Origin of the sequence: Robertmurraya massiliosenegalensis JC6 (assembly GCF_000311725.1) — a bacterium.
GTDB lineage: Bacteria > Bacillota > Bacilli > Bacillales > Cytobacillaceae > Robertmurraya > Robertmurraya massiliosenegalensis.
In genome coordinates, this window is sequence record NZ_HE978516.1 from 211,210 (window position 1) to 226,101 (window position 14,892).

The 14,892-nt window shown below is 38.2% G+C and carries 19 protein-coding genes; 4 read left to right on the top strand and 15 right to left on the bottom strand.

Annotation, left to right across the window (positions count from 1 at the left end):
- Nucleotides 1-17 precede the first annotated feature (17 nt).
- The 11 genes from BMSHG_RS19920 to BMSHG_RS29475 form a co-directional block, all read right to left on the bottom strand.
- The gene (locus BMSHG_RS19920; RefSeq protein ID WP_019156237.1) at nt 18-821 is read right to left on the bottom strand and encodes a pyruvate, water dikinase regulatory protein; all 804 of its coding nucleotides are present in this window, start codon (nt 819-821) and stop codon (nt 18-20) included.
- Nucleotides 822-834: 13 nt separating this feature from the next.
- Nucleotides 835-1,473 carry a helix-turn-helix transcriptional regulator gene (locus BMSHG_RS19925; RefSeq protein WP_019156238.1) on the bottom strand — a complete coding sequence of 213 codons (639 nt, stop codon included), beginning with the start codon at nt 1,471-1,473 and terminating at the stop codon, nt 835-837.
- 462 nt (nt 1,474-1,935) lie between these two features.
- Nucleotides 1,936-2,673 (bottom strand): urease accessory protein UreH domain-containing protein, encoded by a 738-nt coding sequence (locus tag BMSHG_RS19930; RefSeq protein ID WP_019156239.1) that lies wholly within the window; start codon nt 2,671-2,673, stop codon nt 1,936-1,938.
- 92 nt (nt 2,674-2,765) lie between these two features.
- A complete protein-coding gene (locus tag BMSHG_RS19935; protein ID WP_019156240.1) occupies nt 2,766-3,233 on the bottom strand; it encodes a GNAT family N-acetyltransferase in 468 nt (155 codons plus the stop codon).
- Between the two features lie 451 nt (nt 3,234-3,684).
- On the bottom strand, nt 3,685-3,978 hold the full coding sequence (locus BMSHG_RS19940) for a HesB/YadR/YfhF family protein (protein WP_019156241.1): 294 nt from the start codon (nt 3,976-3,978) through the stop codon (nt 3,685-3,687).
- 80 nt (nt 3,979-4,058) lie between these two features.
- A complete protein-coding gene (gene trhO, locus BMSHG_RS19945) occupies nt 4,059-5,030 on the bottom strand; it encodes an oxygen-dependent tRNA uridine(34) hydroxylase TrhO (protein WP_019156242.1) in 972 nt (323 codons plus the stop codon).
- Between the two features lie 99 nt (nt 5,031-5,129).
- Nucleotides 5,130-5,615, bottom strand: a complete 486-nt coding sequence (locus tag BMSHG_RS19950) for a flavin reductase family protein (RefSeq protein ID WP_019156243.1) — start codon at nt 5,613-5,615, stop codon at nt 5,130-5,132.
- Between the two features lie 129 nt (nt 5,616-5,744).
- Nucleotides 5,745-6,044, bottom strand: coding sequence for a DUF1450 domain-containing protein (locus BMSHG_RS19955; protein WP_019156244.1), 300 nt, complete (start codon nt 6,042-6,044; stop codon nt 5,745-5,747).
- 18 nt (nt 6,045-6,062) lie between these two features.
- Nucleotides 6,063-6,905 carry a 2OG-Fe(II) oxygenase gene (locus BMSHG_RS19960; RefSeq protein ID WP_019156245.1) on the bottom strand — a complete coding sequence of 281 codons (843 nt, stop codon included), beginning with the start codon at nt 6,903-6,905 and terminating at the stop codon, nt 6,063-6,065.
- Between the two features lie 104 nt (nt 6,906-7,009).
- Entirely contained in the window at nt 7,010-8,473 is a 1,464-nt protein-coding gene (locus BMSHG_RS19965) for an Msr family ABC-F type ribosomal protection protein (RefSeq protein WP_019156246.1), read from the bottom strand.
- 288 nt (nt 8,474-8,761) lie between these two features.
- Nucleotides 8,762-8,806, bottom strand: a complete 45-nt coding sequence (locus BMSHG_RS29475) for an erythromycin resistance leader peptide (RefSeq protein ID WP_148347013.1) — start codon at nt 8,804-8,806, stop codon at nt 8,762-8,764.
- A 201-nt stretch (nt 8,807-9,007) separates the two neighbouring features.
- Between BMSHG_RS29475 and BMSHG_RS19970 the strand changes: the two genes are divergently transcribed.
- A complete protein-coding gene (locus BMSHG_RS19970) occupies nt 9,008-9,928 on the top strand; it encodes an HD-GYP domain-containing protein (protein ID WP_019156247.1) in 921 nt (306 codons plus the stop codon).
- A 33-nt stretch (nt 9,929-9,961) separates the two neighbouring features.
- On the opposite strand, the gene BMSHG_RS19975 is transcribed toward BMSHG_RS19970, so the two are convergent.
- Nucleotides 9,962-10,354 (bottom strand): GNAT family N-acetyltransferase, encoded by a 393-nt coding sequence (locus BMSHG_RS19975; protein ID WP_019156248.1) that lies wholly within the window; start codon nt 10,352-10,354, stop codon nt 9,962-9,964.
- A 19-nt stretch (nt 10,355-10,373) separates the two neighbouring features.
- Nucleotides 10,374-11,222, bottom strand: coding sequence for a class I SAM-dependent methyltransferase (locus BMSHG_RS19980; protein WP_019156249.1), 849 nt, complete (start codon nt 11,220-11,222; stop codon nt 10,374-10,376).
- 158 nt (nt 11,223-11,380) lie between these two features.
- Between BMSHG_RS19980 and BMSHG_RS19985 the strand changes: the two genes are divergently transcribed.
- The 3 genes from BMSHG_RS19985 (at nt 11,381) to BMSHG_RS20000 (ending at nt 12,861) form a co-directional block, all read left to right on the top strand.
- On the top strand, nt 11,381-11,710 hold the full coding sequence (locus tag BMSHG_RS19985) for a hypothetical protein (RefSeq protein WP_019156250.1): 330 nt from the start codon (nt 11,381-11,383) through the stop codon (nt 11,708-11,710).
- 247 nt (nt 11,711-11,957) lie between these two features.
- Entirely contained in the window at nt 11,958-12,587 is a 630-nt protein-coding gene (locus BMSHG_RS19995) for a helix-turn-helix transcriptional regulator (RefSeq protein WP_019156252.1), read from the top strand.
- Between the two features lie 16 nt (nt 12,588-12,603).
- On the top strand, nt 12,604-12,861 hold the full coding sequence (locus BMSHG_RS20000; RefSeq protein ID WP_019156253.1) for a hypothetical protein: 258 nt from the start codon (nt 12,604-12,606) through the stop codon (nt 12,859-12,861).
- Between the two features lie 40 nt (nt 12,862-12,901).
- On the opposite strand, the gene BMSHG_RS20005 is transcribed toward BMSHG_RS20000, so the two are convergent.
- Both BMSHG_RS20005 and BMSHG_RS20010 read right to left on the bottom strand, forming a co-directional pair.
- Nucleotides 12,902-13,513 (bottom strand): superoxide dismutase, encoded by a 612-nt coding sequence (locus BMSHG_RS20005; protein WP_019156254.1) that lies wholly within the window; start codon nt 13,511-13,513, stop codon nt 12,902-12,904.
- 146 nt (nt 13,514-13,659) lie between these two features.
- A complete protein-coding gene (locus BMSHG_RS20010; RefSeq protein ID WP_026073553.1) occupies nt 13,660-14,655 on the bottom strand; it encodes an NAD(P)/FAD-dependent oxidoreductase in 996 nt (331 codons plus the stop codon).
- Nucleotides 14,656-14,892 lie beyond the last annotated feature (237 nt).

Genomic DNA, 14,892 nt, shown 5'->3' on the forward strand with positions numbered 1-14,892 from the left:
TCCAAGCTCCTCTCCGGCTATTTTTTAAGTGTATTTAAAATATAATCAGCAGTTTCTTCAATTGCCTTATCGGACACGTTGATGACTGGACAGCCAAGGCGTTTCATGATTTTCTCTGCATAATCTAATTCCTCTAATATTCGTTCAAAGCTGGCATAATTGGCATGTGCAGTGAGCCCGAGATTCTTCAAGCGTTCCTTTCGGATAGAGTTAAGTTTATCCGGACTAATAATTAAGCCCACACATTTATTCCGTGATATTTGAAAAAGCTCCTCTGGTGGTGCTACCTCAGGTACAATCGGAACATTTGCAACCTTAAAACGTTTATGAGCTAAATACATCGATAGCGGTGTCTTCGAAGTACGCGATACTCCCACAAGCACGATATCAGCATGTAAAAGCCCTCGTGGGTCTCTGCCATCGTCATACTTTACAGCAAATTCAATCGCTTCAATTCTTCTAAAATAGGAATCATCGAGCTGCCGCATAAGCTTTGGCTGATTCTTTGGGCTTTTGTTGAACCTCGCACTAAAGGCATTCATAAGCGGACTTAATAAATCGACAGCGATTAAATTTTCTTCTTTGGCCCGCCGGTCTAAATAGTCTTTAAGATTTGGCACAACGATCGTGTAGGCAATAAGTGATGGCACTTGCTTCGCCATTAATAAAACATCTTCAATATCTTCGTAATCTTCAACAAACGCATTTTTTCGTAGCTCCACAAACCCTCCATTAAATTGGGTTGCGACAGCTTTGACAACAAGATCGGCAGTTTCTCCAACTGAGTCTGATACGACAAAGACCGTTTCTTTTTCTCCCAAAATCCTTTCACCCCTATACCGTGTGGCTTTTACTTAGCTCCATATAAGCCTTCGCAATGGTTGTTTTTGTAATGCGTCCAACCACTTTATATGTATGATTTTCTTCGTTGATTTCTAGTACTACTGGCAAGGAATCAATATGATGCTCAATCATTTTCTTCGCTGCTGCATGAAGCGTTTCTTCCTGCCGAATCGTGATAATGTTTGGCATTCTCGTCATAATGACATTAACCGGAATTTCACGAAGATCTTGTGTCCCCATACTTGCTCTTAATAGATCCTTTCTGGAAATGACTCCGACCAAATGCCCCTCATCATTGACGACATATATAGCTCCTACATCTTTTAAAAAGATTTGGACAATCGCATCGTAAACAGAGGAAGAATTCCGGACGACAACCGGATGACTTTTATAATCACTGACAAGCTGTTCCGCAATATTTTTGTAAGTCGTTTCATTTGCACTTTCCTTATAGGAATATCCAACCTTCGTTCGCGCTTCTAAATTGCCTGCCATCGTTAAAATCGCAAGGTCCGGTCTTAAGGTTGCACGTTTCAATGACAATTTGTCAGCGATTTCCTTCCCCGAAATCGGCCCCTCCTCTTTCACTATCTGGAGGATCTCTTCTTGGCGCTTTGTAAGTTTAATCAATTCCACCACCCTCAACTTATTAAATAATATGTTCTATTTTATGATAAATTTATAAATGTGTTATACTTATTAATATATAGTATATTATATTCGGCGTGTTTTTGGGAAATAGTTTTTTCATTTTTTGTGGGGAAATTTGAAATTTTTATGAACATGTGGCGTTGGAATGCTTTAAATTGAATGCTAGATGGTGGGCTCGGAGCGGGATTGCGGGGGTTTTGGCGATAATTGCGGATGTTTTTCGATTTATTGCGGGGGTTTTGGCGATAATTGCGGGGGTTTAACGCATAATGGCGGATGTCGAGAATGGAGCGATCTAATAGACATGCCAAGACTTGCGTACGATTTCTTACTGTGGGAATCCATTGTAGACCGTGCTTGTTCCGAATGGCACGGTATTGAAACGAGAGTTCACGTTGCCACCACAAAAAAAAATACAACCCTAAAAAGATTGTATTGGCCTTAGAATGCCCAGTATGTCAGGGTATCTAGAACCCCTAAAACAAGTAAAAGGATACCTGCTAATTTTTGCACTACATGCCCGATTCTCCTTCCACTCTTTTTCACAAATGTCCCACCTAGTTCAAAGTACCAAATAAGAAAGATTGCTAACACTACGGGAAGAGAGGTTCCGAGAGCAAAGAATACAGGTAAAATAGCTCCGTATGATACGGCTGTTGCCATTGGCATTAAGGTGACAAAAAAGAGAGTAAACATCGTTGGACAAAATCCTAACGTAAAACTCACGCCTATTAAAAAAGCACCGAGGCTTCCTTTCCTCTCAAACTTTTCTCTAAATATGCTAAAGGATATCACTCTCGTAAACTTAACTAGTCCTAGCATGAATAAACCGATAATGATGAGGATGGGTCCGACGACTCTACGAATCCATGGAAAATAGAGCATCAACGTTTCTTTTAGTTCATTTCCGACAAACCAAATCAAAAGTCCGAGTCCTGAAAACACAACGATTTTTCCTAATATAAAGTAAAATACGCCCTTCCACGCCACACTTTTCTGCAAGGACTGATTTCCGTACACCGTAATCGCTCCTAAATTCCCGGTAAATTGACATGGCGACACCGCCCCAACAATCCCAAGTATAAAAGCTGATAAAATCGGAACACTCATCGTCTGCAAACCGATATTAATTAAAGGCTTAGATAATAAATTACTAATTTCACTGAAAAATTGATACATAGACTTGCTCCTTATCCAAGAACATAAATCTAGTATATATGTAACCATGGAGCATTTATGTGACAGTTCTCACGATTCCAATATAGATGTAACTAAAGTTTTTTCTTCATCGAAATCACTTTTATATTTATCCCATTCGGTTTATAGACAATCTCTTCATCATAAGAAACATAGCCAATAGAACTATATAGTTGTATGTTCTTAGGTAATGTCATACGAACTTTACAGAATATTGTCGTTACACCAACACCATTAGCATAGTCCTCCAGCGATTTTAAGATCTTTTTTGCAATGCCTTTTCCTTGTTTTTCAGGAAGAACTGACAATCGATAAAAATATAAACCCTGATTTTTTATTTGAAAACGGACCATACCGACTGGATTGTTTTCTTCAAAAGCAATCAATGCTTTTTCTCCATTTTCTAAAGCTTCCGATACCGATTGTACAGTTTCGTCTAAAGCACTCGATGGCGGGATTTCACCCTTATATTCCTTAAATGCCGAAATCATTAAACGATGAATGACAGGTGCATCTGAGGATGTTGCAGAATTTATTACCATATTATGCCCCTCCATTGTGTACTAATTATACATAATAAAAATAACCTAACAGTTTCGTTAATTGAAAAAAGTAGAAAAAAAGCATCTACAAAATGTAGGAAGCTTCCGGTTTGTCTAATTCGTTCCAAACACTTCTCACTCTTAAGCGAAGCGGATTTTTTCCTGTTATCTCCTCAATGAAGTCCCTTTTAAGGGAAATAACGGAAGATTTTCCGCTTACGGAGGGCAAAATCGTTTATTTTGGCATTTTTTGAGAGAATAGCAGGATTTTTTCCTGTTAATTCGGCTATTTTTCATGATGGTTGCTCATTAAGCGGAATTTCTCCTGTTATTTTTTCAAACCGATACTACTACCGTTTATACGAACCTTTTATCGAACACTTATCGACAAGTCGATGGAATTTGTGAATTTCTGACAAAAAAAGCTCGGGATGCGCCCGAGCTTTTTTACTCACTTCTCTGTAAAAATATATTCAACGTCATCATCATTCTTAGCTTCAATGTTTAAGTTATAGTCCTCTAAAAACCATTCATCTTTATCATTGAAATAAAATGTAATGCCTTCAACCTCATCTTTAATCGCAACAGTACCTTCTTTGCCAAAAGAAATCCCTAAGGAGTAGTTTGGATGGACGGTTGGAATACCGCCATACAGTTTTACATAAAACTGAACAAAGTCTCCCGCCTGTAAATCCATTTCTTCTTTAAACCATTGAGCCGCTTCTTTGCTAACTTGAAAACTCATTATTTCACCTCGTTGTTTTCTCTCTACAGTTTTTTATCTGAGTCATTTCACTATATAAACGAATAAATAGAGGTTTTAGGTTAAACAGTCTCAGAAGACGACTCTTCAATTTTACTTAGTCGCTCTGCCACTTGTTCTTCAGTCAATCCGTGTTCGACAACATAACGGTTTCTTGGATGAACTCGACATTCGTGTGAGCAGCTGCGCATATATTTATGCTCATTTTCCTCTGAACATAAAATCTTATCATTACATTCAGGATTTGCACAATTAACATAGCGTTCGCATGGCTCACCAGTAAAATGATCGCGCCCAACAACGACATGCTCTACGCGATTAACCGGTACACTGATACGCTCATCAAAGACATATAATTGACCATCCCATAGTTGTCCTCTAACTTCCGGATCTTTTCCGTACGTAACGATTCCACCATGAAGCTGACCTACATCTTCATAACCTTCTTTCACAAGCCAACCAGAGAATTTTTCACAACGAATCCCGCCTGTGCAGTACGTCAGAACTTTTTTCCCTTCAAAGTTTTCTTTATTTTCACGGATCCACTGCGGCAACTCACGGAACGCTTTAATATCCGGACGCACAGCTCCTTTAAAATGGCCTAAATCAAATTCATAATCATTTCGGGCATCGATCACAACTGTATTCGGATCCTGCATCGCTTCATAGAATTCTTTTGGGCTTAAATAATTTCCTGTTAGTTCATTCGGATTGACATCATCCTCTAAACGCAGAGTGACCAATTCTTTACGAGGACGTACATGCATTTTCTTAAATGCATGACCATCTGCTTCATCTATTTTAAAGACCATTTCAGCAAAACGAGGGTCTTCCTTCATCTTCTTCATATATTGCTCTGTTTGTTCTACTAGACCAGACACAGTTCCATTAATTCCCTCAGCTGCTACTAAAATTCTCCCTTTTAAACCTAACTCTTTACAAAAAGCTAAGTGCTCAACTGCGAACTCCTCGGGATTTTCAATTGGTACATACATATAGTACAGCAATACTTGATATGGTTTATTTGTTTCCATTATTTATGATTCACCTTTCTATAATTCAATGTTGTTATTCTCATGTTGTCCAAACGAAAAAAGGGAATACCTTTCCAATGAAAGGTATTCTTCTATGCTTTACTTATAAAATTGAGCAGGGATTTTTCCAAATTTGCGTTTATGATAGAGGAGCGGGTCTTTTGCAAAGTTTTCGATTTCTACCACTTCGCCAATTAAAATCGTATGGTCGCCAGCTTCTACTGTTTTATGTGTTTTACATTGAAGTACCCCTAATGCTCCAGAAATAATGGGGAGACCTAGCTCGGAAGTCTTCCATTCACAATTGGCAAAACGGTCTGTGCCTTTCATCGCAAACAAGGAACAAATATCTCCTTGATCCTCTGCTAAAACATGTACAGCAAAGTGATCGGTTTGCGTAAATGGCTCATAGGACGAGACTTTTTTATCAATCGACCATAGGATCATCAAAGGATCTATGGAAACCGAAGCAAATGAATTTACTGTTAACCCGAGCGGGGTCCCATCTTTGTCAACCGTTGTCACCACAGTTACACCTGTTGGGTAATTGCCCATTACTTCTTTAAAAACTGAAACATTATCCATATACTCAACTCACCTTTCCCGTTTGGTTAAACTTCATTTTATACACTTATCACAGTATATAAGTTGTTTTTTATTTTCGAACGTATATGAAAATCAATCGATCTGATAAGTTTATTATGAAGCGTTTTTTCAGGTTTGTCGAATATCTGAATTCGAGTGTTGATTTTTTAGCTTTTCCAATAATTCACTTGATGTTTGCGCTGTAATAAATTCACCATTTAGGATAGCGTAAGGAGCCTCTTTGCACTCCTTACACTTACTTTGACACTCATATTCCTTGTACAAGACATGCTCTTCATTAAAATATGATTCATACTTCGAAACATCGTCTTCGCTCAAAAATTGATTTAAATTTCTTTCACAAAATTCAATCGTACGTTTTTTTTCCTTTGAAAACCATTTATTCAGGAGCTTCACAGATCCATACATCCTTTTTTATCTTCCATTTCAATAAATCCCTTTTTCTCGAATCCATTTTGTCGCTACCCATTTTTCCCCTTTTGCTACTGGGATACTACTGTGCACTGACATTCGGTCGACTTGCCCCATACTATTGGCATAATGAAAATAAACTGCGGAGCCTTTTTTCGGAACAACTGAAACACCAGCCTTTGGAAAAACCGTTTCTCCACCTTCCTCGACATCATTTAAGTAGAGGAGGAGCGTTCCGATTCGTTGTCCACCCTTTTGGTGATCAACCTTATTCGTTGGAAAATAATCAAAATGAGCCTTATATTCTTCTCCAACTAAATAATTCAGCACTTGAAGTCCTTCGCCATTTTCGATTGGATAGGATGTGATTTCCTCAAATCTTTTTTCCAATCTTGCAATAAGAGGATTCTCCATGAGCGAATAGTACACGCCTTTACTTGTCCGACCAGGCGCTTGTCGTTCTTCTCCAGTAACTGAATCGACCACTTTCGATGGCGTTAATCGAGCACTTGAAAGACGGATCAATTGCTCACATTCTTCGTCACTTAACACATGATCCAAGTGCAAAATAAAAGGCTTTTCTACTCTTGAAAGAATGTTAATTTCTCGATCACTCGTGTAAATCGTATTCCCTTTTCTTCCTATCTCGGGCGTTTCGTAATAATATGGTGCTGTTTCAACTTCAGACGTTTGAATCGCTTCACTTCCGACAATTTGAAAGAGACTTTCATACGCATACCTCGGGTTAAACCCTTTTTTCACAAGACCATCAGCTATGACAACCGGACTTACCCCACTATGCAGCGTCTCAATAATCCAATCTCTTAACTCATTTGACATTTGTTTTATGGTCCCCATCGAATATCCCCCTTTGCCCGATGGAATCTTACTCCCATTTTATCATATTTCTAGCCAATTGGATGCTGTTAACGATTGGATCAAAGACGCTTCTTCTTTTTTGATTACCTCACTAAGACTATTTTTCGATTCTCCATGATATATTCATGATCGGCCACGCGCTCCACAAAGGTTCGATCATGGGATACAAGCAAGATTGTCCCATCATACCCTTTGATAAATCTCTCTAATGCTTCGATACAAAAAAGATCGAGAAAATTGGTTGGTTCATCTAACATGATGATATTATATTGGCCTAAAAACAGCTGACATAAAATAAGTCGAATTGCCTCTCCACCACTTAAATCACGCACGTTTTTCTTCAAATCATTGCCACTAAAATTCATGGAGTGAAGGACAGAACGGATCTTCCGTTCATCATAGTCACTTCTTGCTTTCATATAGGCAAGAACTTCTTCATCTTTGTTAAACTGATAACTCATTTGTTCATAGAACCCGAAAACAGCCTTTGGAGAAATAACAAGACCTTCTCCCTGCTGATAAATATGTCGTAATAACGTTGATTTTCCTGAACCGTTATTTCCTCTAATGGCAATGGTACAATTTAACGGGAACTGAAAGCTTGCCTCCTCAAGAAGGATTTTGTCCCCCACCTTCAAACATAATCGATCTGCCATAATTGGGAACTTATTGTGAAGCTTTAAAGTTGGTGCTTGGTGAAAACGGATGATTTGTTCATCTTTAGGATCCGCCACTTCTTCCAATTGCTCGACCCGTTGCTCAATCGCTTTTGCAGCACGTTGAACTGCCTTTTGACTCGTATCCTTCGATTTCGTCATAAACATTTTATTGGCCTTGGCTTTCGTTTCTTTTTTGGAAATATGATTATTTGCCTGTGTAATTTTCTCAGCTTTCTTCATTTTTTCTTCAGCCGCTTTTAATAATCGTGATTTTTCCTTTACATATTTTTCATGCTGTTCTTCTTGCTGCTTACGCTGAAGGTCCTTTTGCCTCACATAATCAGAGTAATTCCCTGTATATTCAGTGATGGTCCCATCTTCAATTTCCCATATTTTTGTCACCAACTGATCCAGCACAAAGCGATCATGACTGACAAGAACAAGAGCACCATAATAGTAGGTCAGTTGTTCAATGATGATTCGAGTTCCTTCTTCATCCAGATGGGTCGTTGGTTCATCAATCAGCATTCCTTCATAATAGGTGGAAAAAATTTGTGCAAGCTTCAGTCTTGTTTGTTCTCCACCACTAAAATTTGTTATCTCCGTCTGTGGAATCGAAAGTTTACCTAATAATTCCGGATCTAACTCATCTTGAATGGGGACAGAAATTTGGTCAAAATATGCAAACTCTACAAATCTATTTACTTCCCCTTTTTCAGGAGTCATTTGCCCATCCATCAATTTTAACAACGTACTCTTGCCAACGCCGTTTTTTCCTACAATCCCAATTCGATCAAACTGATGAACGGCTAAACGCGGAATGGTTAACACCAATTTATCTAAAAAGGACAACTCTATATTTTTTAATTCCAGACATACTTTTTCCATTTTTGAAACCTCTTTCCACTGTTTTTTTCATTCAAGCTCTTTAGTGAAGTAACAAAAAAACAGCACAGACATTTTGCCTGTGACTTGAGAGTAAGTGGAAAAAGCTATAAAAGCGTTGCTCCTTAAAAAAAAGCAAAATAAAGAAAGGTAGAGCGATCCCACCTTTCTTTCCTTTTTGAATAGAGTCCAATTTGATATTGGCTCATATAAAATGAAGATGATTAAAAAAGGACAGACTGATCCCACTTACTCTGTTTTCACAAAACAGAGCTTTCTGAACGTATTCAATTACGAGTTCACAGTGGGGAAACGAAGTCTCATTGAGTGTGTCATTTTTTAATAATCCTCCTTAATTTTGTACGATTTCATTATATTTTCCTTTTCCTTGAATGTCAATGCGTTAGAAAAAGAACATTACATATCTCTCCTTTATTAAGGGGAAAATGATTGTATCATGACAGACCGCTATTATTTTTTGTTCACTCCGATAAAAACCTTTACCACTTTGCTTTAAAACAGGGAGAGACTAATACAATGGTAAATGCCTTTAATAGCTGGTTAAACTACCCGAAATATTTTCGAATTAGTTTTTTCATCGTACTCGCCTGTGCGATCGTTCTCAACGTAATTCAATTTGGAAATGAATCCAATATGTTTATCTTCTATATTCTTAGTTCAATTTTTTTAGGGGTCGGATTTTATGACCATTCTCTCTTATTTATAATCATCGTTACAACTTTGTTAGTCATTTGTAGATTTTTTCTCATCAATGATTCAAACCCGACTTTTGCCACCTTTCTTACCTATTTGTTTACATATCTTTTAATTTCATTTATTTCTAGATACTTAATGCGTTATGCTCAAACGGTTCGAATGGATATTTTGGAGTTAACAACTGCCCTGGCAAATGCGCTCGACTCTAGGGACCCCTATACACATCACCATTCGGAAAATGTCTCGATGTATGCTGTTAAAATAGCCGAAAAGATGAATTTGCCAAAGGAATTATGCACTGCTATCCGAATAGGGGGACTGCTCCATGATATCGGAAAAATCGGCATCCCTGAACATATTTTAACGAAAAAAGACAAGCTGACTGAGGAAGAGTATAGCATCATCAAAAGCCATCCATATATTGGCTATAATATGATTAGCCACATTTCCAATTTCCGGCAAAGTAGTGTTTTGGACATTGTCCTCTACCATCACGAACGATTCGATGGTACTGGCTATCCTAGGGGTTTGAGCAGAGAAGAGATTCCATTGTGTGCCAGAATCGTTGCCGTCGCTGATACATTTGATGCGATGACTTCGAGGCGCGTGTACCGAGAGGAATTAGATTTATCATTTACTTTGGACGAGATTCGAAATAGTAAGGGTACTCAATTTGATCCAGAAGTTGTAGATGCATTGCTTTATTTAGTTGAAAATAGACAAATTATTGTCAATGTATAGAGGACAGTTTTCTTTTTGCTGTCCTCTACATCTTTAGTCCGTCTGCCATACCCCACCTGAGCCTGGCGTGAAACCCGCAACCCTATAAAAATTTGTATTTTTCTCTTCGTAGGTGACGGTCACAATCCCTAAACCAAATCGTTCAGATTCATATAGTAGTTCTTTTACCAATTTAACACCGATTCCCTGTCCTTGATAATCTGGATGAACGATAATATCTTCCATATACCCATGTTCTAATCCCATTCCACATACATAACCAAAGGCAATTAATTTTCCTTCGTCACACCTAACTCCAGCCCAGAAATTACAGCGTTCGAAAAGAGCTGGATAATCTCGATCCCGCCTTCCCCAACCGACGAGTTCCCTTAGCTCTGGGACTTCATGATTCAAAATCGGCATATTAATGATTACTTCCTGTTTCATAACACTTCACCCACACCATCTATTCCGCAATAAAGGTAAAAACAGATAATGGCTTTATTTCTGAACCATTCACTGCACTACGTAACAGCTTTATTTCCGAGCGAATAAGCTCTTTCATTTTTTGTGGCATATCAATCGTACGATTCAATTCTCCCTCAATATCTGCAAGAACCATCTGGACTTCCCATTTTCCATCGTGCATCTCAGGTGAAACAACTATTTCTTCCCTGAGAATATTCCAACCAGCACGCTCCATAATTTCCCTTGCATCATCATATGTAATAAGAGTTCTTACATTTGCTTCACTGTCTTTCTTAAAAGCTTCGTATTGAGCCTGAATCATAATTGAAAGCAAATGAGGGTACTGCTCAAGCGTTTGAATTCTTAAATCCCATTCTGCAAAACAGAGCCTCTTCCCCCAGTTTTTCACTTTTTTCATCAGTTCAAATAATTCGTCAAAGGATGATAAGTACCAGGAACACTGAGAAAATACAATATAATCAAAGTACTGTTCGGGAAAACCCAAGTTACCTGCGTTTAACACGTCCACCTCAAAATCGATCTTGATTTGCTTGCCTAATGGCGATTTCATTAAGTATTCGGCAGATTCTCCGAGCGAAATCGGTGCGCCATAAGTAGGTGGGGCAATATCGATTCCTTGTACAACTCCATTTTCGCCTACAAAATAGGCTAATACAGCCGTTGTATCCCCTTGTCCACACCCGATTTCGAGAACTTTGCTTCCCGCTTTTATCCCCCAGCTTTCAACCAATTTGATGCGATGTTCTGTTTGAATTCTTTGAATGGATGACATCTCTTCATTTGTTGCCATGCATGAAACAATTGTATTTATGATTGTATGGTCCATTTTTCACCTCAATAAAGCTTTGATTCTATTTAAATTCTATAAAAAAAGGAATTTTCCTTTATTTACAGGAATTATGTCATAAATTGCGAACGATATTAGTTTTACATTCTTTACAACTGGTGTATGATGTTAACATATTAAAAAAGGGGTGTGGAGCGATGAAAAAATCTATCATAGTAGCTTTTATTATGTTCTTCTCCATTTTCTCCTTTAGTCATACTGAACATCTTATCAATCATTATAAAATTGATATTGCGATCGATAATCATACAAATGAATTTTCTGAAGCTTATTCTGGTCATCCTCTTGATGATAGTTTAAAATTTGTCACATCATCAACAACTTTTATAACGACTTTCATTTTCTTTATGTTGTTGAGTACATCAATGCTTCACCTCTTCATTCGCTATAAGAAAATTATCGCCATGTTAACACCTATCCGCTTTCAATCGAATTATGTGGTTAAAGCTCCCTTTTCATTTATTTAATCATGAACAAAGGGGGTAAAAGTGTATGTGGATTCGTTATTTGATGATTGGTTTTTTATCATTCACTTCGATTTCGTTATTGGTCTATCAAGGAATTGAGATTTCTCAGGCTTTTATGGATTATTTCAAGAATAAATAAGTAACTAGACCACCCTTTTCTTGCGGGTGGTCTTTCTTATGATTCTTTCAATTTTTTATACTTTCTAGTATAATTAATCATCATATATTGAGAATCGAGGTGTTTGACATGGCGACCAAAATTTCTACGAAGGACCGAATTCTTCAATTGCTAAAGAAGCAAGTCTCATTAACTGTGAACGATCTGACTGAGGAATTAAATATCTCTCACATGGCCGTCAGAAAACATCTTGATAGTCTCCAGAAAGATAAGCTCATTTTTTCTAAAGAAGTGAAGCAACCGATTGGGCGGCCTCTGCAAATTTACCTTTTAACCGATAAAGGAGAAACACTTTTTCCGAAAAATTATGAAGGCATCACGCTTGAGTTTTTACAAGATATTGAAGCGATGTACGGAGAAGAATCGATTGATGATTTATTCCACAAAAGAGAAGAACGTTTAACATCTGAGTATACACAGCGCTTGGCACCAAAAAACGCTGTTGAAAAAATCGAAGAAATTGTCGCCATTCAAAACGAAAAAGGATATATGGCAGATCTCTCTCCAATTAATGAAAATACATTTGAACTGATCGAATATAATTGCCCCATCATTGCTGTCGCTAATCAGTATAAAACGGCTTGTCAATGTGAGACGAACATCCTTAAAAGCGTCCTCGGCACCGATGATGTTCGTAGGGCAAGTTGCAAAACAGATGGAAATGATCATTGTCGATTTTTGATTACGCTCAAAGCATAGATAGGTGGGTCTTTCATTGAGTAATCAGAATATAACAGTGAACAATATACAGGGGAAACTTATTGGAAGTTTGGGAATTGGCGTCTTATCTGTTCTTGGACTCATGATCTTCGAGGGTACTACCGCCCTAAGTATCGTAGGAATACTATTCGCTCTCTTACTTTTAAAAGAAGTGAGTCAACTGACTAGTTTGCAAAAAACGCTGTTAGCTTTAGCCTTTTTATTGAACGGGATTGGTCTAATCACCTTTTTTATATTTAATTCTACAAACTAGAAGCTCGGATCCACTAGATCCGAGCTTCTTTCAATTCTTCTTATTTGGCTGCTGCAAATAATTTATTAACTTCATCCCAATTTACAACATTAAAGAATGCTTGAATGTAGTCAGGGCGTTTGTTTTGATAGTTTAAGTAGTATGCATGCTCCCAAACATCAAGACCAAGAATTGGTGTCTTACCTTCCATTAATGGGCTATCTTGATTTGGAGTGCTTGTAACAGCAAGTTGACCATTATCGACAATCAACCATGCCCAACCAGAACCAAAACGAGTAGCTCCTGCTTTAGCAAATTCAGCTTTAAATGCATCAAAGCTTCCGAATGCATTGTTAATTGCTTCTGCTACTTCACCAGTTGGATTTCCGCCACCATTTGGAGAAAGAAGAGTCCAGAATAGGCTATGGTTTGCATGTCCGCCACCATTATTTCTTACTGCCGTACGGATGCTTTCAGGAACTGCATCAAGATTAGCAATCAACTCTTCTACAGACTTGCTTGCTAAATCGTCATGACCTTCTAGTGCTGCATTTAAGTTATTTACATATGTTGCATGATGACGATCATGGTGAATCATCATTGTTTGTTCGTCAATATGTGGTTCAAGTGCGTTGTTTGCATATGGTAATGCTGGTAATTCATACTTAGCCATTATAAATTCCTCCCAATATGTAATGTGATGAAACCGATTTACTCTTTCATTGTATTTTCTTTTTTAAACTTTTTCAACTAAAAAGTATAAAAATATTCAAGTGTGAGGCAAAGAGTCCTCCTTCACACTTGAAATCGTTCACTTAATTATTTGAACATATCTGAACTATGTGGAACATGCTTCTTCGCCGTTGGATCTACAAAATGTTTCGCTGCATTAATCGCCACCGGCGCTTCTCCAAACCCGCTTGCAATCAGCTTCACTTTTCCATCGTACGTACAAATGTCTCCGACTGCATAGATGCCTGAAATATTCGTCTCCATTTTTGAATTGACGATGATCGAATTTCTTTCAATATTTAAGCCCCACTCTTTAATTGGACCTAGTGCAGAGACGAATCCGTAATTTACAATAACGGCATCCACATCTAGAGTTTCTTTCTCTTCAGTCGTGACATTTTGAAGTACAACTTGGCGGATCTTCTCTTCATCCCCAATCAGTTCAGCCGGTACATACGGCGTTTTCATATCGACTTTTGAATTTTGAAGGTTTTCCACACTATGCTCATGAGCACGGAATTTATCACGACGATGAACGATGGATACTTTCTCAGCAATCGGTTCAAGCATTAATGACCAATCGACCGCTGAATCTCCACCACCAAACACCATCACCTTTTGATTAGCAAACTTGTTTAAATCATCGATAAAATAGTGCAAGTTCTTCCCCTCGTATTGGCAACCATTTTCTAATTCAATTCGACGCGGTTGGAAAGCTCCAACACCAGCTGTAATGATAACGGCTTTCGAATAGTGAATCTCCTCATTTGTCGTTAATGTGAAGGTGCCACTCTCTTGCTTTTCTACTTTTTCAACGGTTTGTCCTAACACAACCGTCTGTGAAAAAACAGACATTTGCTCCTTCAGCCGGTCGACAAGCTCTTGTGCACGAACTTTTGGAAACCCTGCCACATCATAAATAAACTTTTCTGGATAAAGAGTCGCAAGCTGCCCGCCTAATTGGGGGAGACTTTCGATAATTTTAACAGACAGCTGTCTCATCCCCCCATAAAACGCTGTAAACATCCCTACTGGACCCCCACCGATAATGGTGACATCATACACCTTTTGATCTTCTTTCAACATTTATTCCTCCTTGCTGACTTGCTTTTTAAGTATGTGTTTTTTGGGAAAACATCTTTTCGTTTTTGGTTCTCTGCCACTGTCTATTAATCGGACACCGTTCTGCGCTTTTGCTGCTTTCTTGTCCGAATCGGCTCTTGATTCGGACTCCAGGCACGTATTTCACGCCTCTCTTGTCCGATTACTTGCTTTATTCGGACTCACTTCCGGGGGATCTTGGCTTTCTTGTCCGAATTA